We start from the raw sequence: 19,390 nt of genomic DNA on the forward strand, positions 1-19,390 counted from the left end.
CCCCTTGACCGCACCGAACGAACAGGGTCGACGTGACGCCCGCCTGGCCATGCTGTGCTCCCGCCTGGACGAACCGGGCGGGCCGCTGTCCGAGGATGCGGAGCTTCGTGCGCTGACGGCCGACGTGGTGGCCCGGGTGCGGGCGGACCGGCCGCAGGACGAGGTGGACGAACGGCTGGACGACCTCGAGGACCGCCTGCTCGTTGCCGGCCACACGGCGGCACTCGGCTCGTACCGCACGGTCCCGACGACACCCTCACCCTATGAGCCGCTGCCGGGACTGGGGAGCGGCCGCCCGCTGTTGGACGTACTGGCCTGCCCGCGAGCCCGCTGCACGCGGGTGGAAGCCCCCGTCACGACGGGCGCGCCGCGTTGCGCCTTGTTCGACGAGGCCCTCCTGCCGTTCGACGTGACGGCGTGAGCCCGCTGCTCACCACGTTGGGCGGCAAGCTCGCCGACCGGTGGAGCGCGCTGCTGGTGCTTCCCGGCCTGCTCTACCTGGCGGTGCTGGCCGGCGCCGCTGTTCTGGGCCACCGGCGGTGGTACGACGTGTCCGGCCTGCGCGACGTCCTCGACAAGGTGGCCGCCGCGCCCGCCGCCGACTCCCCGGGGGCGATCGCCCTGGCGGCGGTCGGCGTGCTGGTGGGGGCCTACGGCGTGGATCTGGCTGCAAGGGGCATGGGGGCGGCGCTGGAACGGCTGTGGCTGGTCGACGACCGCATGACGCTCACCCGCCGCCTGACCGCCCGTCGCATGCGCGACTGGAGAGCGGCCGACGACGCGTTCCGAGAGGCGCTGGTGGCGGCGGGCAGCGCCCGACTGACCGGCGACGCCGCGGCCGCTGACCTCGCCGAGCGGGCGTCGCGGCGGAACGCCGCCCGCAATCGCATCGCGCTCGCCGCACCGACCCGTCCCTTTTGGGCCGGAGACCGGCTGGCCTCGGCGGAGCAGCGCGTGTGGGAGGCGTACCGGCTCGACCTCGCCTCGGCCTGGCCCCGACTGTGGCTGCTGGTCCCGGACGGCGCCCGGCTGGAACTCCACACCGCCCGTTGGACACTCGCCGCCGCACACCGTTTGCAGGCTTGGGGCGTTCTGTACGCGGCGCTCGCGGTGTTGTGGTGGCCCGCGGCCTTCCTGGGCGCCGGGGCACTGGCACTGGGTATGTACCGGGCGCGAGGCGCCACGTCGGCCCTGGCGGAGCTCGTCGAGGCAACCGTCGACCTGCACATCCGGGCCCTCGCCCACGAGTTGGGCATCGACTGTCCTGGCCCGCCGGACCAGGGGACGGGCCGCACGCTGACCCGAACGCTGCGCAAGGGCACCTGACCACAGGTTCTGGATACTCGTCCAACAGCACAGCTGCGCCCTGCGGGAGATCTCCCGCAGGGCGCAGCCTTTCGCGCCGGACGATCGACGTTACCGGTGCTTGCGCCAGTAACGGGCTGCCCGATGGACGGCGACGCTGAAACTGATGCCCGCCGCGGCGAGCTTCAGGGCGATGGCGAGTTCGGGGAGCCAATCCTGGGCGGTGTGGGCGTGGGTGAGGATGATGGTCGTGATCGTCGTCAGCATGATCGCTCCTGATTCGGTCCGAGGGACTGGACCGACCATGGCGAGCCACCTGTCCAATGTGGTCCAGGATGGAAACTGGACGCCTGCAGGCAGGGGCGAACGAGGCGCAGGAGGGGGAGTTGGATCCGTCACCGGAACGCTGGAACACGGTCCTCGTCGAGCTGTACGGGCTGATCGGACGTCCAGGAGTCAGGACCGTTCGTGATCACGCGAGTCAGGCCGGCGTCCAGGGAACGCTGTCGAGCGCCACAGTGGGCAATCTGCTCAATGCGAGGACGAATCCCCGTCGCTCCTCGGTCGAAGCCTTCGTCCGCGGATGCCTGCACTACGCCCGTTCCAGGAGACCGTCCCTCATCCTGCCCAACGGAAGGGACACGCCGACATATTGGATGGACCGTTACGAAAGTGCTGCCACCCCGCAGGCCGGCGTGCAGGGTATGAAAGCGAAGGTCGCCCGATCGGCGTACCACGAACAGGTGCGCGGCATCGCGCCACCCGAGCTTCGCGGGCGGAGCACGGAATTGGCTGCGCTCACCGCATTCTGTACCGGCCCCGACGACCGGTCCTATCTGTGGTGGAGGTCGGAGGCCTGGGCGGGCAAGTCGGCACTGCTGTCCTGGTTCGTGCTCCACCCACCCCCCGGGATCCGTGTCATCTCCTTCTTCGTCACCGCTCGCTTCGCAGGCCAAAGCGACTGGCTCGCGTTCACCGACGTCGCGATGGAGCAGATCGCGGACCTCCTGCACCAGCCGATGCCCGCGTACCTGCCCTATGCCACCCGGGCGGCACACTTGCGGCGCATGCTCACCGAGGGCGCGCAGCACTGCCACAAGCAGGGTGAGCGGCTGGTGCTGGTGGTCGACGGCCTGGACGAGGACCGGGGGGTGACCGCCGACCCCGACTCCTACAGCGTTGCCGGACTGCTGCCGGCCCAGCCGCCACACGGCATGCGCATCGTGGTCGCGGGTCGGCTCAACCCGCCGTTGCCGCGCGACGTTCCCACCGATCACCCCCTGCATGCCGCGGACGTGGTGAGAACGCTCGTGCCCTCCGAACACGCCCAAGTCGCCCGGAACGACATGGAACGCGACCTCAAGCGGTTGCTCAACGGCTCCCAGCTGGAGCAGGACCTGCTCGGGTTCATCACTTCCGCCGGCGGCGGTCTCACCGGCGCGGACCTGTCCGCGTTGACCGGTCAGCCCGCCTGGAGGATCAAGGACCATCTGCACGCGGTGGCCGGGCGAAGCTTCGTAGCCCAGGCCGGCAGCTGGCGACCGGACGCCGAACCCTTCGCGTACGTCCTCGGCCACGAGGAGATCCAGAGATCAGCCCGACAGCATCTGGAGGAGCCGGGGATCGCGGCATACCGGCACCGCCTGCACGCCTGGGCGGACCAACACCGTGCCGAGGGCTGGTCGGCCGGCACGCCCGAGTACCTGTTGCGCGGGTACTTCCGCATGCTGCGCGAAGCCGAGGACCTGCGCCGGCTGGTGGCCTGCGCAACCGACCGCATCCGGCAGGACCGCCTGGCGGAGGTCACCGGTGGAGACACCGCGGCACTCAACGAGGTGAACTCCGCCCACGAGGCACTGTTGGCGCACGACTCCCACGACCTGACCAGCCTGGCAAGGCTGGCTCTGCACCGGAGCGAGATCGAGCAGCGCAACGCCAACGTTCCGGTCGGCCTGCCCGCGGTGCGGGCCGTGCTCGGACAATCGATCCGAGCACTGGCGTCGGCCCAGTCGATTCCGGACCCGAAGCGGCGCATGCAGGCGTTGACGGAGATGGTCGAACCCCTTGCCGTCGCAGGCGACATGGAAGGCGTCGAAGCCCTGGTCGACTCGGTGGACGATGCGAAGGTGCAACTGCTGTTGCTCTTCTGCGCGATCGCCTCGTTCGGCAAGCTGGGCCAGCCGGCCGCAGTCCGGTCCCTGACGGATCGGGCCGAATCACTCATCGCCTCGTTCGGCAATGAGGAACAACAGCTGACCTTTCTGATGACGCTGACGGAAAGGACGGCGGACGCGGGCGATTGCGTCAACGCGGCGCGATTGGCCGAACGTTGGGTCAGCCTGTACCAGGGAAGCCCGCGGCAGGCCGCACACGGACGCGCCTTGGCCTACGCGGGCAACTGGGACGCCGCCGAAGCGGTGGCGCGGTCACTGGGGCAGGCGGACGGGCGGGACATCGTCCTGGTCGCCCTGGCGACAGCCGCAGCTCGGCAGGGTGACATCCCGAGAGCGGAAAGCCTCATCGACGCCATGCGAAACGAAGCCCGGCAGTCCGATGCGCAAGGCGCGGTCGTGGACGCCCTGATCATGAAGGGCGAGCCCGGTCGCGCGATGAGAGCGTGTCGAGCGATCGCAACAGCTGCGAGGCGGTCGATTTCGCTGATCGGCGTAGCCAGGGCATGGCAGCGAGCCGGCCGCTCCGTTCAGGCGCTGGCCGCCGCCGACGAGGCGCTGGCCGCCGTACGTGCCTGCATGCACCCGGACCAGGTGGTGGGGTTGATCGGTGTCGTGCGGCTCTACGCCGACATGGACGCACACGGTCGGGCACGCGCATTGATCGAGGAAGCCACGACGGCCGCGCATGCGATCAGGACCGATGACGACCGGCTTGAGGCGATGTCATTGGTCGTGGCAGGTGCGGTCCTCATCGGCGAGGAAGAGGCGGTCGAGTCGCTGTGCCGATCCGGGGTACAGCTGCGCGAACGCCTGGTGCTGATGACCGCTCGGGCCCGGGCGCTGGCCGCGGCAGGTGAACTCACGCGGGCGGGCGAGCTGGCGAACGAGATCGAACGCGACGCACGTGCGATGACGGATCCCTGGTCGTGGGCACTGAGTTTGATCCAGCTGTCGTGGTGGACCGCCGACGTCGGCGATCTGCATGCTGCCAGTGCCCTTGCCGAGAGAGCCGAGGCGCAGGCCGTGCTGGTCACGGACTCCAGCTGCAGACAGGCTGCACTCGACGGGGCTGTTCGGTGTTTGGCCCGAGCGGGTGAAACCCGGCGTGCCGAGTCGCTCGCTCGCTCGAACTCCGGAAGCAACACCGCTGCCATGTTGGCGGACGGGTTGATCTGGGGAGGCGAGGCGGACCGCGGCGAGTTGGTCGTGCGCAGGATCGACGATCCCCGAGAGCTGTCCAGCGCGCTGTGTGCGACTGCGCCCGCGTTTGTCTATGTGGGCGAGTTCGACCGTGCGGAGCGCATGGCCAGGTCAGTGGAAGAGAGCTTCCATCACGCCAGTGCATTGGTGAGGACGGCGTCCGCACTGGCACATGTCGGAGAGGAAGAGAGGGCACGCACCTTGATCGATGAAGCCGAAGCGGCGATCCGGGTGATGGGCCACAACCTCGGCATGATCGAGCACTTCAAGTTGCTGGCAAGGACAGCTGTCCGGATCGGGGATCGGGATCGCGCTCTGTCCATGGCCGACGAGGCCATGAGCGTCATGCCGAGGATCTACAGCGCAGATCGCAGGGACGCCGGGTGGACCTGGATCGCCGAGGCGGTTGGATTCGCGGGAGACCCCCCGGGTGTGGAGCGCGTGAGCAGGATGATCGCCGAGGACGACCACACCGAACCGGTGGAGGAGGACGAACTGGCCCGGTACCTGGCGACTGCGTTCGCCCAGGCGAACGAGCCGGACCGCGCGGAAAGCGTGGCCCGGTCGATCGCGGACCAGCAGCGGCGCGCAGCGGCGATGACCGCTGTGGCAGTCGCGTCGGCACGCGCCGGCGATGTCGGCCGAGCGGAAGCGGTGGTCGCCTCCATCGGTGATCGGCAAGAGGAGTCCGCCGCGCTGACGGCACTGGCGGAGGTGACCCCGGCACCTGTTGCGCGTCGGTTCCTCGCGATGGCGCTGCGCTCCATGCACTGGACCAACAGCTTGCACCTGTTGGCCCGGTTGGCCCCCGAGGCCGTGAAGGCCATCGCAGGTGAGGTGTTGCGTGACCACACCTGCGACGGCGCTGGACGGGCCTGCGGAGACGACGAGTAGCCACGGCCGTCGCGTCAGGTGCAGCCGGCGGCGTAGCCCGCGTCCGGTACGTGCTCGGCCCATTCCTCTCGGCTCAGCGACCGGCCGACGGCGCGGCAGGCCGCCCGTTCGTGCCCCCGCCCGTCGCCGGCTCCTCGCTTCCGTACCAGACCTCCGACACGGTCATGCGGATCGGCTCGCCGCCCCGCCGCCAGGCCGTCCTCGGCGGGGGCTGCATCGCGGCGGAGCCGGCGGAGGTCTTCGCCGCGGCGGGCGGCTCCGTCGTCATCGTCGAGAAGGAGGAACGCCTGCATCGACGCGTCCACCCTGGTCAGGTCCCCGTACTGGATGCACCCGGCTCCCACCGAGCTCGTCGAGAAGGCCCTCCTCGACCTCGGTCTGTGAGCGCGCCCGGCGGGGAGCCGATCTCCACCCACACGCACTTGCCGTCGCCGTCCAGCGGGTACCAGCCCCAGTTCCGCCCCAGCCGTTCCACGATGAGGAGTCCGTGGCCTCCGGGCCGGGAAGGGTCGGACCGGCGAGTGGCCCGTGGTGCGGCGGGGCTCCCGTCCGTCACCTCGATCCGCAGCCGGTCGTTCCTACAGCGCAGGACCAGGGACGTGGGCCCGCCCGCGTGCAGGCACGCGTTGGCCACGACTTCGGAGACCAGGAGCAGGGCGTCGTCGGTGGCTTCCGCGCCGGGGGTGCCCGCTTCCACGGGGCCCGGCGGCCAGCGCCACTCCGCGAGGGTCTGACGTGCGAAGTCGCGGCACCGGGTGACCGCGTTCGCGGCCCGGTGCAGCACGAGGAGCCGGGTCAGCTCCGGTGACCGGCCCTCGTCCATGGGTGCTCCTCCCCTACGGGCGCTGGGGCGTCGCGAGCGCGGCTTCCAGATCCGTGTGGACCCGGAAGAGCCGGTCCGCGCCCGTGATGTGGAACATGCGGGCGACCGGTGGGTGCAGGCCGACCAGTTCGAGGGTGCCACCGGATTCCTGGATCGCGAGCCGGCCGCGCAAGAGCACGTTCAGGCCCGTCGAGTCGCAGAAGTCCAGGCGGGTCAGGTCGACGAGCAGCCGCCCGCCGTCCGGCCACGTCGTGTCCAGGGCCTGCCGCAGGGGCTCGGCGGTGTCGTGGTCGAGTTCCCCCGCCATGGCCAGGACCACGGCCCCCGGGAGGGACCGCGCCTCGACGGTGAAGCGTTCTCCGTTCGCCGTGGACATCAGGCACACCCTCCTTCTCCGTGCCCGGTCGGATGAACCGCTGAGGCCGCCATGGCACCTCCCATCCGGAATTTTCGGGGTATGTCGCGCCTACCCCGTCGGTTGCCGTCCAAGCCTGCGACCGGGGGGCGGGCAGGGGCGGTCGGCGCCGCGGCGCGGCCGCGCCCGGTGTACCGGATCACGGGTCGTCCGGGACGTGGATGTCCAGCACGCAGATGTCGTCGCGGTTGCCCGGGCACATCGCGGCGAGCGTCCGGGCGAGGGTCTCGCCGCGGCCCTCCCGGAGCAGCCGCAGGGTGGACGCGGCGAGCCGGTCGAGTCCGACGCCGATGTCCTCGCCCGGTTCCTCCACGAGTCCGTCGGTGCAGAACAGCAGGCGGTCACCGGGCATCAGCTCGATGACGGCCTGCCCGTACGAGGAGTCGAAGCTGGCGCCGAGGAGGCTGCCCGGCGGCTGGTCGAGGAAGCCCGCCTTGTCGCCGCGGACCAGCAAGGGGGGCAGGTGGCCTGCCCGTACCCAGGTCAGGCGCCGGTCCCAGGGCTGGTAGCGGCCCATGACCATGGTGGCGGTGGTGGTGGTGGACGGGTCCGAAGCGGTGTGGAGCAGGAGGGTGTTGAGCCGGCGCAGCACGTCGGGCAGGGGTGAGCCGGTGACGGTCATGCCCTTCGTGGTGAACCGCAGCTGGGCCATGGTGCCGACCGCGGCCAGACCGTGGCCGGCCACGTCCCCGACGACGAACAGGGCACTGCCGTCCGGTAGTTCGATGGCGCTGTACCAGTCACCGCCGACGTTGACCCCCCTGTCGGCGGGAACGTAGGCGACGTCGATGCACAGGCCGGCCAGTTCCAGGGACTGGTCGGGGATCGGCAGCAGGGTGTCCTGGAGGCTCGCGGCGAGCGCCCGTTCGGCCTGGAGCATGCCGCGCTGGACGAGGACGGCTCGCTCGCTCTCGCGCAGTGCGAGCTCGACGCCGCGCTGCGCGCTGAGGTCCTGGAAGAAGCCGTGCACCTCCACCGGTGTGCCGTCCGCGTCCGTCCGGGCCTCGGCGACGATCCGCAGGTGACGCACGCCGTCGGAGGTCGTGATCCGGAACGGCTGGTCGACGGCCTCCCCCCTGCTCAGCAGCCGCCGGACGGCGGTGCCCAGCTTGGGCAGGTCGTCGGGGAGGACGCGCCGCGGCAGTTCCTCCAGGGTCATCGGCCCGTGGCGCGGGTCGCGCTCGAAGATGGCGTAGACCTGGTCGGACCAGGTGACGGTGTCCGTCGTGAGGTTCCATCCGGCCCAGCCGAGGTTGCCCAGCCGCTGCATGTCGGCCAGCCGCCGTGCCTCGCGCTCGCTCGTGTCGTGGCGGATCCACGACACGACCAGCCGGTCTCCCAGCCTGGAGGCCCGGACCGAGTAGACGGACTGCTGCGGGACGCCGGCGACGACCTCCTCGTAGGTGAAGGGCTCGCCCTCGTACGCCGTTCCCGTCGTGAGCGCCTCCAGGTACCCGTTCCACAGCGCGGTGCCCACCACCGTCGGGTACGTCTCCAGGACCCGGAGTCCGACGAGCTCTTTGCCGCGCCGCCCGGCGACGTCCACCGACTCGGGCGCCGCCGCGTCGATGCGGTAGTCCTCCACCTCGCCCGCCTCCGAGCGCAGGGGGGTGAGCAGGATCGCGGGTCCGGCCAGCGCGTCCAGCATCCGCTGGGCGGAGGCCACGTCTACGTCCGCCGGCTCGGCGTGGGCGTCGCGGGGCCGCTCCGGCACGCCCAGCGGACCGGTGCACAGCCGGGCCGCCCGCCGCAGCAGCGCCCGGATGTCGGCCGCGAAGGGGCCCGGCCGGGTCCGCAGGAAGCCGATGGCCGTGTCCGGGGAGCCGTCGGCGGGTACGGGGATCCAGGCGCGGGAGCGCCACCGGTCCGTCGCGTCCGTGATCAGGAGGTAGTGGCGGGCGTCCTGCGCCGGGTTCTCCAGCCACAGGGCCCGGTGTCCGGCGACCGCCTCGTGGGCGGCCACGCCGGCGAGCGGGGGGATGTGGCGCCACCGCTCGGCCAGCACGTCGTCGATGCCGGCGCGGCCGGTCAGCTCCAGGCTTCCGGCGGATGTCAGCGTGTAGATCATCACCGCATCCACGCCCGCTTCGGGGCCGAGCACGGTCCGAAGCAGCTCCGCGATGTCGTCACCGCCGTGCGCTGCCGCCAGGCCGTCGGCGAGCCGGGCCAGGGGCGGGCGCAGCGCGGCCTCACCGGCGCGGCCGACGAGACGGCGCCCGGAGCCGGGCGCCGAGGCGGCCGGTTTCGTCCCCGCGCCGGCCGTGGGGGCGGCGGGCGGGTCGGAGGGTGCGGTTCCGGGCGGCGGGTGCGGGCGGATCCGCCCCAGGGTGATCCAGCACTCCTCCAGGAGGGTACGGCCGCCCTCGGTGGCGCGGCCGATCAGGATTTCCTGAGCCGTGTCGGCCGTTACACCCGCCTGGGCCATCACCACGCCCCTGGCGCGCTCGACGACGGCCGTGGTCGCGGCGACGCCTTCCAGGTCCACGACCTCCGATCGCAGCCTGGCCACCACCTTGGCGAGCGCCAGCACCTCGGGCCCGACGCCCTCGCCCTCGCCCTCAGGCGCGGCATCGCCCTTCATTCCTTGAGCATGCCACGGCCGTACCCGGCGTGCGCCCAGGTGGGGCGGCCCCGGCGCGGGCGTCCCGACGCGGTCGCCGCCCTCCTGCTTGAGGCGCGCCCGACGGGGCAGGCACCCAGGGTGCCCGCTCGGCAGCAAAGGCCGACGAGGCCGCGTACGCCAAGGAACACGAGGTGAACCACATGGACTGGACCACCGAACCGGACCCCGAAGCCCCCGGTCCCACTCCGGAGCGTCCGGATCCCGTACCCCCGCGATCCGGTACCCCCGAGTCCCGGCCCCAAGCCCCGTGATCCCCGTCCGGCTCCCGACGGGCCCCCGCCCGGAGGCCCGCCCGGGGTGCCGGAACCGCCGGACTGAAGCGGCGACACCCGTATTCATCAGGAATTCAGGCCCGAATTGCGGAGTGGCTGCCACCGAAGCAAGGTGGGCAGCACCCCCCTCCAGGAAGGAAACCCCGTCATGAGCAAGGCAAAGGGCAAGGCCAAGCAGATGAAGGGCAAGATCAAGGAAAGCGCCGGCAGTGCCATGGATGACAAGGGCATGCAGGCGGAGGGCAGTGCCGAGAGGATCAGCGGCAAGGCCGAGGAAATGACGGCGAAGGCCTCGGAGGAGATGAAGAAGGGCACGGGCAGGTCCTGACCTCGCCTCCCGGCCCGCTGAATCCCGATGAATGAGGCGCCGAAAGCGGGGCAATCGAGTCGGCGCGGGGCAACGCTGCCGCCGCGTACGACATCGAAGAGGGGGAGCGGCAGGGAAATCCTCGCCGTCCCTGCCCGCAGGAGGAGTTGTTTTCGCGTGACCGAGCATGTGTGGAGTTACAGGTCGACCGCGGGCCACGTGACCGGTGCCGATCTGGCCGGGTACAAGGTCGAGGCGATCGACGGGGACATCGGCAGGGTCGACAAGCACTCGTACGAGGTCGGCGACGCCTACCGCGTCGTCGACACCGGTGTGTGGATCTTCGGCAAGGAGGTCCTGCTCCCGGCGAGCACCGTGATCCGGATCGATGCGGCCGAGAAGAAGGTCTACGTCAACGGCACCAAGGAGCAGATCAAGAACGCCCCGGAATTCCACCGGGACAAGCACCTCGGTGACGTCGACTACCGTGAGGCGCTCGGCGCGTACTACTACTCCGCCGGCGGCCCCCTCGGCCGCCGCCCCGTCTGACCCGGCGCCGATTGGGCCCGAACTCGCCGAGTTCGGGCCCGCTTTCATGCCCGGCGTCCGTTCGTGCACGAGGTTCGAGGGTAGACGCGATCCGAGACGCCACGGCGGTCCGATCGTTCCGCCGAATTCCCAACGTGAGAACGAGGGGCATCATGATTGTCGTCGGACTCATCCTCCTGATCGTGGGATTCCTGACCGGAATTTCCATCCTGTGGACCATCGGGGTCATCTTGCTCGTGGTGGGGGCGGTGCTGTGGATCCTGGGTTCGGTCGGGCACGCCGTCGGCGGCCGGCGCCACTACTGGTAGCCGGCCGGCCCCGCGCCGGGCGCCGGGCGCGGGAAGCGGCCGGCCGGGGCGGCCCGGGGACGGAGGCGCCGGCCTCCGTCCCACACGGCAACTGAGCAGCGTCGACGGTCAGGGTGAGGCGACAGTGAACACGACGGGAGCAGCCATCGGCGATCCTCGGCGTGCGGGAGTGCCGGCCACGGGCCAGTGCCGCCGTCTCGCCCTGCGCAGCGTCCGGGGCGCGGTCGGCAAGGGCCGCGACTTCACCCGCCGGACCCTGCGGGACTGGGGGTGGGACCGCCGCGAGAGCGCCGAGGACGCCCTGCTCGTCGTGTCCGGCCCGTCCTGCTGCCCCCGGCCCGGGGGCTGTTGCGGGTCGCCGCCGTGACGGTCTGCCTGATGACGCTGGTGGAGCTCACTCAGGGCGCCCTCGTCACGGGACGCGTCTTCGACATCGACGACGTCATCCTCAACACGGCCGGAGCGCTCCTCGGGTACCTGCTGATCGGGCGGCGGCTGGGGCGGGCCGTCCATCCGCGCCGCAGGCACTGGTGGCACCGCTGGACCCGTCCCCGTCGGCCCGGGCGCCCCAAGGCACCCGAAGCCTCGTGACCCGTTCCCAGGACGTGCGCCCCGTGCCTCGTGACTCGTGAGTACTGCACACCCCATCGGTGACAGCGGTGACTGTCGCCGCCTCCGCCGGGCGTGACACCTTCGGTCTGCCGCCGACCGAGGGAGCAGGTGTGAACAAGGGGTACGCCGCCTTCTGCGACACCGACCGCTGGTTCTACGACGCGCCGTACCGGCGGGCCGGTGAGAACTACCCGGCGGCCGACGCCCCCGTCCCGGCGGGGTGGCGCTCGCACCGGAGCGGCGACTGGCTCGCGCTGCGCCCCGTCGACGCCGAACTGCCCTCGCAGGGCTGGAAGATCCATATATCGGCCACGCTCGACAACGCCGAGTCGCTGCTGACGACGGTGTACGAGTACTGCACCGCCCGCCGCATCGCCTTCAAGTTCATACCGAGCCGGTACCTGTTGCACCTGCGCAACGCCAAGTACGCCGACCGCGCGGCGAGCGGGAAGTTCATCACCGTGTACCCGTCCGACGAGCAGCAGTGCCGCCGGATCGCGGAAGACCTCGACGGCGCGCTGGCGGGGGCGGCCGGCCCGTACATCCTCAGCGATCTGCGCTGGGGCGCCGGACCCGTCCACCTGCGCTACGGCAGCTTCACCCTGCGACACTGCTACACCGAGCAGGGCGAACTGGTCCCGGCGATCGAGGCCCCCGACGGGCGGCTCGTACCGGACCGGCGCGGTCCGGCCTTCCAGCCGCCCGAGTGGCTCGAACTGCCCGACTTCCTGAAGCCGCACATCGAAGCGCGTTCCGCGGTCACCCTGACCGGCATCCCCTTCACGGTCGAGCGGGCGCTGCACTTCTCCAACGGCGGCGGCGTCTACCTCGGCAAGGACAGCCGCACCGGCGAGAGCGTGGTCCTCAAGGAGGCCCGGCCGTACGCCGGCCTCGCCGCCGACGGGGCCGACGCCGTGACCCGGCTCCACCGCGAACAGGCAGCACTGGAAAGGCTGGCGGGCCTGGGGTGCGTCCCGGCGGTCCGCGGCACCTTCACGGTAGGCGACCACCACTTCCTGGTGCTCGAACACCTCCCCGGAAAACCGCTCAACACCTACTTCGCCCGCCGTCACCCCCTGATCGAGGCGGATCCCGACCCGGCGGAGCTCGCCTCGTACACCGAGTGGGCCCTCACGATCCACCGGCGGGTCACCGAGGCCGTCGACGCCGTGCACGCCCGCGGCGTGGCCTTCAACGACCTCCACCTCTTCAACATCATGGTGGCCGAGGACGAGACGGGCGAACCCACCGTCGCACTCCTGGACTTCGAAGCCGCCGCGCACGTCGACGAGGGACTGCGGCAGACCGTGGCCAACCCCGCCTTCGTCGCCCCGGCCGGGCGGCGCGGGTTCTCCGTCGACCGCTACGCCCTCGCCTGCCTGCGGCTCGCCCTGTTCCTCCCGCTGACCAGCCTGCTCGTCCTGGACCGCGCCAAGGCCGCACACCTGGCCGCCGTCGCCGCCGAGCAGTTCCCCGTACCGCGATGGTTCCTCGACGAGGCCGTCGAGGAGATCCTGTCCGGCGTCCCGCAGGGCGCACCGGGCGGCCGCCCGCCCGCACCGGCCGGGCCGTACCTGCCCGTCGAGCCGGGCGCATGGCCGGCCGCCCGTACGTCGATGACCGCGGCGCTGCGCGCGAGCGCCACCCCGGAACGGGAGGACCGCCTCCTCCCGGGCGACATCGCCCAGTTCGCGGCCGCCGGGGGAGGCGTCGGCTTCGGCTACGGGGTCGCGGGCGTGCTCCACGCCCTCGCCGAGACCGGCGCCGGACCCTGGCCCGAGGCCGAGGAATGGCTGCTCGACCGGACCGGGGAACCCGTCTCCGGCACTCCGCTCGGCTTCTACGACGGCCTGGCCGGCACGGCCTGGACGCTGCACCGGCTCGGACACCAGGAGCGCGCCCTCGCCCTCGTCGACCTGCTGCTGCAGCAGCCGTGGGAGAGCGCGGGCCCCGACCTGCACAGCGGACTGGCCGGCATCGGCCTGGCCCTGGACGCGCTCGGCACCGCGAGCGGCGAGAGCGAACTGCACACCGCCGCCCTGCGCTGCGCCGAACTGATCGTGCGGCCGGAGCGGCGGCCCCGACGCGCGGGTCTCCTGTACGGCAACTCCGGCGCGGCCCTGCTCCTCGTACGGCTCTACGAGCGGACCGGCGACAAGGAACTGCTGATCCAGGCCGCGGAAGCGCTCCACCGCGACCTCGACCGCTGTGTCACCAGCGCCTTCGGCACCCTCCAGGTGAACGAGGGCTGGCGCACGATGCCGTACCTCGGCGAGGGCAGTGTCGGCATCGGCATGGTGCTCGACGACTGGCTGGAGCACGGCCCGGACGAGCGCTTCGAACAGGCCCGGCGCGAGATCGTACGGGCGGCGCAGGCGACCTTCTACGCCCAGCCCGGGCTGCTGCGCGGCGCCGCCGGGATGATCCTCCACCTGGCCCGGACCACCACGCCGGGCCCGGGCACCGGGGCCGGCGCCATCGCCCGCCAGATCGACGCACTGGCCCGGCACGCCGTGCCGTACCAGGGGCATCTGGCCTTCCCGGGCGAGCAGATGATGCGGCTGTCCATGGACCTCGCCACGGGCACGGCCGGCGCTCTCCTCGCCCTCGGCAGCGCCGCGCCCGGCGGGCGCGCGCACCTGCCGTTCCTCCCGCCGCTGCGCGAGCGCGCGGCGGCCCCCAAGCCGGTCCCACCCGGGGCCGTGACCCATCGCACCACCTCAGAGAAGAAGAGGAACCTGACATGACGCTTCTTGACCTGCAGTCGATGGAGACCCCGAAGGACGAGACCACCGAGGCCGCGCTGACGGGCGGCGGCAGCCGGGCCAGCCTGCTGCTCTGCGGCGACAGCAGCCTGAGCCTCACGACCTGTAACTGACCCAGGTCACCTCGGGCCCGGGCGGTTCGCCGCCCGGGCCCGCACCACATTGCTGGAGGCATTCGCCGATGAGCCCCCCTGACGAGGCGCTCGACACGGCGCAGGAGCCGGCCGTGGGCCGCAGCGCCGACCGGGCGCTCGTGGCAGCGGCCCGGCACAGTGGTGGGCGCGCCGCCGCCGTCCTCGGATGCGCGGTGGCGGCCGCCGCGGCAGCACTCGCCGAACCCGCCGTCCTCGGCCACACCCTCGACCTGCTCCTCCGCCGAGACCCGTCGGGCCCCGTCTGGACGCTGCTGTGCGCCGCGGTCATCGCGGCCGAAGTGGCGCTGGACGCCGCCGCCGCGCGGCTGACCGGCGAGGTGGACGGCCGTTCCACCGCCCGGCTGCGCAGGCTCGGGCTCGCCGGGCTGCTGCGGACGGCCCCGCACCACGCGGCCCGTCACGCGCCCGGCGAAACCGCAGCGCGGCTGACCGCGCACGCCACCGAGGCCGGGAAGGTCCCGGCAGCCGCCGCGCACGCCGTCGCCGCACTGCTGCCGCCGGCCGGCGCGGTGGTGGCACTCTTCGTCATCGACGTGTGGACGGCGCTCGCCTTCCTCACGGGCGTTCCGCTGCTGGTGCTGCTGTTGCGGGCCTTCGCCCGCGACACCCGTACCAGCATCGCCCGCTACCAGCAGGTCCAGCTCGCGACCGCCGGCCGCCTCGTCGAGGCACTGGCGGGGGCGCGCACGATCGCCGCAGCCGGTACCGCGGACCGCGAACGCGCACGGATCCTCGCACAGTTGCCCGAGCTCGCCGCCGTGGGCCGGCGCATGTGGCAGGTCTTCGGCGGCACGACGGCCCGGTCCGCGGCCCTCATGCCCATGCTCCTGTACGCGGTCCTCGCCGTCGGCGGCATCCGCCTGTCGGCCGGAGCCATCGGGGTCGGTGAACTCCTCGCCGCCCTGCGGTACGCCGGCCTCGCGGCCGGTGCCGGCGCCGTGACCGGCGGGCTGGCCGCCGTGGTCCGCGGCCGGGCCGCCGCCCGGCGCACCGCCGCCCTCCTGGAGCTGCCCGTACTCGACCACGGCCGGGCGGAGCTGCCGCAGGACGGCCCCGGCACCCTGGAACTGCGCGGGGTCCGGGTCGTGCGCGCAGGTACGACGGTCCTGCGCGACATCAGCCTGGTGATCCCCGGAGGCTCCACGGTGGCGGTGGTGGGCAGGTCCGGCGCCGGCAAGACGCTGTTCGCGGCCGTGGCCGGCCGGCTGACCGACCCCGACGCGGGCGAGGTGCTCCTGGACGGAGTTCCCCTGCGGGAGGTGACCGCGGGAGCGCTGCGCCGCGAGGTCGGGCACGCCTTCGACCGGCCCGTGCTGTTCGGGGACACGGTCGGCGACGCGATCGGGTTCGGCGCCGGTCCGGCGCCCGGCCCGGAAGCGGTCCGCGTCGCGGCCCGCGCCGCGGGCGCCGACCCGTTCCTACGGCGCCTGCCCCACGGGTACGGCACACGCCTCGCCCACGCCCCGATGTCCGGCGGTGAGGTCCAACGCCTCGGGCTGGCCAGGGCGTTCTGCCACGCGGGTCGGCTCCTCGTGCTGGACGACGCCACCTCCAGCCTGGACACCGTCACGGCCCGTGAGGTCGAGCGGGCCCTCGCCCACCGGATCCGGCCCGGCACCCGGATCGTGGTCGCGCACCGCCTCTCGTCCGCCGTCCGCGCCGACCTCGTCGTGTGGCTGGAGGACGGGCGGATGCGGGCGGTGGGCACCCACGGCGAGCTGTGGCGGCACGAACCCGCCTACCGGGCGGTGTTCGCCGCCGACGGGACGGCCGGCACGCAAGGGGAGACGGCGACGGAGGCGGCGCGGTGACCGAGGGCGAGGCCTGGAGCCGGGTGGCGCCCGAGGGCCGGCGGTTCCTGCACGGCCGCAAGGGCGCTGTGGGACGGCTCGCGGCATGGTCGCTCGTCGAGTCCGCGCACACGTTCCTCGGCGGCTACGGCGTGGCCCGCGCACTCGACGACGGCTTCCTCGCCGGCCGCACCGGCACCGGTCTGGCCTGGCTGGCCGCGGCCGGAGCCGGAGCCCTGCTCGGCGGGTTCGCGCTGCGCGGCGTGTTCGCCGGGCTCGCGGACCTCGTGGAACCGCTGCGGGACGGCCTGGTTCGCCGGGCGGTGCGGCAGGCACTGGACCGGGCGGTCGCCGACCCGGTGCACGCTCCCGGCACGGGCGCGGTGTCCCGGCTCACCCAGCAGACGGAAATGGCCCGGGACTCCTTCGCGGGGCTGGTCCTGACGGTGCGTTCGTTCGCGTTCACCGTCGTGGGCGTCCTCGCGGGCATGGCTGCCCTGGCTCCGGTGCTGCTGCTGGTCGTGCTGCCCCCGCTGCTGCTGGGCGTGGCCGCCTTCCTCGCCACGCTCCGCCCCATGGCGGCCGCGCAACGGCGGTCCCTGGACACCGACGAGGCACTGGCGGACCGGGTGGGGGAGCTGGGGGAGGGCCTGCGGGACATCGTCGCCTGCGGCGGGCAGGAGGCGGCACGAGCCCGGGTGGAGCCGCTGATCGCCGCCCAGGAGCGGCTGGCGCGGACGCTCGCGCGCTGGGCGGCCGTGCGCACCCTGGCCCTGGCCACGGCGGGCCGGCTGCCGGTGATCGCCCTGCTCGCCGCGACGCCCTGGCTGCTCGGGTACGGGGTCACCGCCGGGACGCTGGCGGGCGGCCTCACGTACGTCGTGCAGGCGCTGCTGCCCGCCCTCAACTCGCTGATGACAGCCCTGGGCTCCGCCGGAACCCGACTGGTGGTGGTCCTCGAACGGTTCTGCGATCCGCCGCCGGGAGACTCCGGCGGCCACCGCGCGGCGAAGCCGCAGGAGCCCGTCCCCGCCGGCCGGCGGACCGCCGCCGCGGCCGAGCTCCGGGGCGCCACCTTCGCCTACGGTCCCGGCGCGGCTCCCGTACTCGACGCCCTCGACCTGGTGGTGCGGCCGGGGGAGCACCTCGCCGTGGTCGGGCCGAGCGGCATCGGCAAGTCGACGCTCACCGCCCTGCTCGCCGGGATGCTCTCACCCGACGCCGGGGCGGTCCTCGTCGCCGGCGCGGCCGCCCGCCGGGATCCGGCCGCCACGGGACCGGACCCGCGGCGGACCCTGCTGCCCCAGCAGGCCTACGTGTTCACCGGCACCGTGCGGGAGAACCTCACCCACCTGTCCCCGCACCCGGGCGTCCCCGGGCCGGGGGACGCCCGGGTGCGGCGCGCCGTCAGCGCCCTGGGGCTGGAGGGACTCGTGGAACGGCTGGGCGGCCTGGACGGCGAGGTGTCTCCCCGGCTGCTGTCCCGGGGGGAGTGCCAGCACCTCGCGCTCGCCGCCGCCTACCTCTCGCCGGCTCCGCTGCTGCTGCTCGACGAGGCCACCTGCCACCTGGACCCGCGTACGGAGGAGCGTGCCGAACGGGCCCTCGCGGACCGTCCCGGCACCCTCGTCGTGGTGGCCCACCGGGTCTCGTCCGCGGCCCGCGCCGACCGGGTCCTCGTACTCGACGGGACCCGCGCCGTGTGCGGCACGCACGCGGAACTCCCGGAAAGGTCGCCCCTGTACCGCGAGCTGGTGGGGAGGTGGAACGGGACGGACGGGTGAAACGGCCGGCGCCGCCGGGCGGCTCCCTGCCGGGCCCGTCCGCGGCGGCCGCGGATCAGACCCAGCCGGCCCGCCGGGAGATCCGGATCGCGTCGATGAGATTGCGCGCGCCGGTCTTGCGGGTCGCCGCGGCCATGTAGTTGCGTACCGTCCCGCTCGCCAGATGCAGCGCGCGGGCGATCTCGGCGATGGAATCGCCCTCCGCGGCCCGCGCCAGCACGCTGAGTTCCCGCGGGCTCAGCGGCACGGGGTCGGCCTCCATGAAGGCGGAGGCCAGCGAGGCGTCGATGAACCGCTGCCCCGCGGCGACCTTCCGGACCGCCCGTACGAGCCGCCCCGGCGAGCCGTCCTTGTCGACGTAGCCGAGGGCCTCGGCCCGGAAGGCCCGGTGCAGCGAACCGGGCGCGCCGGTCGACGCGAGCACCAGGACCGGGGACGGGGACGCGAGGACCTGGCGGTCCGCGCGTCCCTCGTCGGCCAGGACGGCCGTGGTCCCCGGACAGTCGAGGTCGACGACCGTCACGTCTGGTCGTAAGGACTCGGCCTGGCGCACCGCGGCCCGCCAGCCCGCCGACGTGACCTCGAAGCGCCCTTCCGATCTCAGCAGGGCGGCCAGTGCCGACCTGACCAGGCTGACGCTGTGCAGGACGAGGACCTTCGTCATCTGTGCTCTCCTCGGTAGACGAACCAACGGCACCACGGGTGCCCCCGTACAGGGGTGATGGAACGTCACTGCGGGGGGCGTGCAGGGGCGTACGGGCAACTTGGCCGAGATACCCTAGGATTCCGCCCGCCTTAGGCGGGTAACCCCCTTGAAGACCGGGCGCGCACTGCCCCGCCCGCGCCCCTGCCCGCCCCTGCGACCGGGATCAGACCTCGCCGCGCCACGCGCCCGTCGCGACCCCGCGCGACTCGATGAACAGCTTGAACCGCTTCAGATCGCCCATCACCTGACGCTTGACGAAGCCGAGCTTGTCGGCGGCCGTCTCGGCCAGACCGTCGGGCACCCAGTTCATGTGCAGGACGACCTTGGTGGTCGTCGCGTCGATCGGCTGGAAGACGACCAGCCCGGCCTGGCGGGCCTCGCCGTCGACCGTCATCCACGCGACGCGCCGGTCCGGGAGCTGCTCGGTGATCTGCGCGTCGAACTCGCGCTGCACGCCGTTCACGTTCGTCACCCAGTGGGTGAGCGTGTCCGTGCGCTGGTCGACGCGTTCGACCCCCTCCATGAAGGCGGGGAACTCCTCGAACTGCGTCCACTGGTTGTAGGCCGTGCGTACGGGGACGTTGACCTCGACGTGCTCCTCGACGTGCGACATGTGCACCCCTTCCGTGTCGTCGGCAGCCCGCACCCCGTGGTGCGGGTCGTCCGTCAGGACGTCTTGAGGCGCGGCTACCCGGCCCGGAGCGGAAC

At 72.8% G+C, this 19,390-nt stretch carries 19 protein-coding genes; 12 read left to right on the forward strand and 7 right to left on the reverse strand.

Annotation, left to right across the window (positions count from 1 at the left end; genetic code table 11):
• Window positions 1-4 precede the first annotated feature (4 nt).
• Both OG332_RS39650 and OG332_RS39655 read left to right on the forward strand, forming a co-directional pair.
• Window positions 5-421 (forward strand): hypothetical protein, encoded by a 417-nt coding sequence (locus tag OG332_RS39650; protein ID WP_327417984.1) that lies wholly within the window; start codon window positions 5-7, stop codon window positions 419-421.
• The gene (locus OG332_RS39655) at window positions 418-1,326 is read left to right on the forward strand and encodes a hypothetical protein (RefSeq protein ID WP_327417985.1); all 909 of its coding nucleotides are present in this window, start codon (window positions 418-420) and stop codon (window positions 1,324-1,326) included. The genes OG332_RS39650 and OG332_RS39655 overlap by 4 nt, the downstream gene beginning before the upstream one ends.
• Before the next feature lie 90 nt (window positions 1,327-1,416).
• Here OG332_RS39655 and OG332_RS39660 read toward each other — a convergent pair whose 3' ends face one another.
• Window positions 1,417-1,572 (reverse strand): hypothetical protein, encoded by a 156-nt coding sequence (locus OG332_RS39660; RefSeq protein WP_327417986.1) that lies wholly within the window; start codon window positions 1,570-1,572, stop codon window positions 1,417-1,419.
• A gap of 68 nt (window positions 1,573-1,640) precedes the next feature.
• Between OG332_RS39660 and OG332_RS39665 the strand changes: the two genes are divergently transcribed.
• Window positions 1,641-5,573, forward strand: a complete 3,933-nt coding sequence (locus OG332_RS39665; RefSeq protein ID WP_327417987.1) for a hypothetical protein — start codon at window positions 1,641-1,643, stop codon at window positions 5,571-5,573.
• A 73-nt stretch (window positions 5,574-5,646) separates the two neighbouring features.
• Here the strand turns inward: OG332_RS39665 and OG332_RS39670 are convergent, their stop codons facing one another.
• The 4 genes from OG332_RS39670 to OG332_RS39685 all read right to left on the reverse strand — a co-directional run bounded on the left by OG332_RS39670 (window position 5,647) and on the right by OG332_RS39685 (window position 9,392).
• Window positions 5,647-5,841 carry a hypothetical protein gene (locus OG332_RS39670; RefSeq protein WP_327417988.1) on the reverse strand — a complete coding sequence of 65 codons (195 nt, stop codon included), beginning with the start codon at window positions 5,839-5,841 and terminating at the stop codon, window positions 5,647-5,649.
• A 42-nt stretch (window positions 5,842-5,883) separates the two neighbouring features.
• Entirely contained in the window at window positions 5,884-6,396 is a 513-nt protein-coding gene (locus OG332_RS39675; protein ID WP_327417989.1) for an ATP-binding protein, read from the reverse strand.
• A gap of 13 nt (window positions 6,397-6,409) precedes the next feature.
• Window positions 6,410-6,772: an STAS domain-containing protein gene (locus OG332_RS39680; RefSeq protein ID WP_327417990.1), complete on the reverse strand. Its 363-nt coding sequence runs from the start codon at window positions 6,770-6,772 to the stop codon at window positions 6,410-6,412.
• 178 nt (window positions 6,773-6,950) lie between these two features.
• Window positions 6,951-9,392 (reverse strand): SpoIIE family protein phosphatase, encoded by a 2,442-nt coding sequence (locus tag OG332_RS39685; RefSeq protein ID WP_327417991.1) that lies wholly within the window; start codon window positions 9,390-9,392, stop codon window positions 6,951-6,953.
• 462 nt (window positions 9,393-9,854) lie between these two features.
• Between OG332_RS39685 and OG332_RS39690 the strand changes: the two genes are divergently transcribed.
• From OG332_RS39690 to OG332_RS39730, 9 genes are all read left to right on the forward strand, one after another.
• Window positions 9,855-10,034 (forward strand): CsbD family protein, encoded by a 180-nt coding sequence (locus OG332_RS39690; protein WP_327417992.1) that lies wholly within the window; start codon window positions 9,855-9,857, stop codon window positions 10,032-10,034.
• Between the two features lie 156 nt (window positions 10,035-10,190).
• The gene (locus OG332_RS39695; protein WP_327417993.1) at window positions 10,191-10,562 is read left to right on the forward strand and encodes a PRC-barrel domain containing protein; all 372 of its coding nucleotides are present in this window, start codon (window positions 10,191-10,193) and stop codon (window positions 10,560-10,562) included.
• Between the two features lie 152 nt (window positions 10,563-10,714).
• Window positions 10,715-10,870 carry a DUF6131 family protein gene (locus OG332_RS39700; protein WP_327417994.1) on the forward strand — a complete coding sequence of 52 codons (156 nt, stop codon included), beginning with the start codon at window positions 10,715-10,717 and terminating at the stop codon, window positions 10,868-10,870.
• A gap of 124 nt (window positions 10,871-10,994) precedes the next feature.
• On the forward strand, window positions 10,995-11,237 hold the full coding sequence (locus OG332_RS47990) for a hypothetical protein (protein ID WP_442816282.1): 243 nt from the start codon (window positions 10,995-10,997) through the stop codon (window positions 11,235-11,237).
• Window positions 11,238-11,248: 11 nt separating this feature from the next.
• Window positions 11,249-11,461 carry a VanZ family protein gene (locus tag OG332_RS39710; RefSeq protein WP_327417995.1) on the forward strand — a complete coding sequence of 71 codons (213 nt, stop codon included), beginning with the start codon at window positions 11,249-11,251 and terminating at the stop codon, window positions 11,459-11,461.
• A gap of 131 nt (window positions 11,462-11,592) precedes the next feature.
• A complete protein-coding gene (gene lanKC, locus OG332_RS39715; RefSeq protein ID WP_327419515.1) occupies window positions 11,593-14,229 on the forward strand; it encodes a class III lanthionine synthetase LanKC in 2,637 nt (878 codons plus the stop codon).
• Entirely contained in the window at window positions 14,226-14,360 is a 135-nt protein-coding gene (locus OG332_RS39720) for a SapB/AmfS family lanthipeptide (RefSeq protein ID WP_319732052.1), read from the forward strand. Before lanKC ends, OG332_RS39720 begins: the two co-directional genes overlap by 4 nt.
• 68 nt (window positions 14,361-14,428) lie before the next feature.
• Window positions 14,429-16,213: an ABC transporter ATP-binding protein gene (locus OG332_RS39725; RefSeq protein WP_327417996.1), complete on the forward strand. Its 1,785-nt coding sequence runs from the start codon at window positions 14,429-14,431 to the stop codon at window positions 16,211-16,213.
• Window positions 16,210-17,976, forward strand: coding sequence for an ABC transporter ATP-binding protein (locus tag OG332_RS39730; RefSeq protein WP_327417997.1), 1,767 nt, complete (start codon window positions 16,210-16,212; stop codon window positions 17,974-17,976). The genes OG332_RS39725 and OG332_RS39730 overlap by 4 nt, the downstream gene beginning before the upstream one ends.
• Window positions 17,977-18,031: 55 nt before the next feature.
• On the opposite strand, the gene OG332_RS39735 is transcribed toward OG332_RS39730, so the two are convergent.
• A complete protein-coding gene (locus tag OG332_RS39735; RefSeq protein ID WP_327417998.1) occupies window positions 18,032-18,640 on the reverse strand; it encodes a response regulator transcription factor in 609 nt (202 codons plus the stop codon).
• Window positions 18,641-18,845: 205 nt separating this feature from the next.
• Window positions 18,846-19,295 carry an SRPBCC family protein gene (locus tag OG332_RS39740; protein ID WP_327417999.1) on the reverse strand — a complete coding sequence of 150 codons (450 nt, stop codon included), beginning with the start codon at window positions 19,293-19,295 and terminating at the stop codon, window positions 18,846-18,848.
• Between the last annotated feature and the right edge of the window lie 95 nt (window positions 19,296-19,390).

Origin of the sequence: Streptomyces sp. NBC_01233 (genome assembly GCF_035989305.1) — a bacterium.
GTDB lineage: Bacteria > Actinomycetota > Actinomycetes > Streptomycetales > Streptomycetaceae > Streptomyces.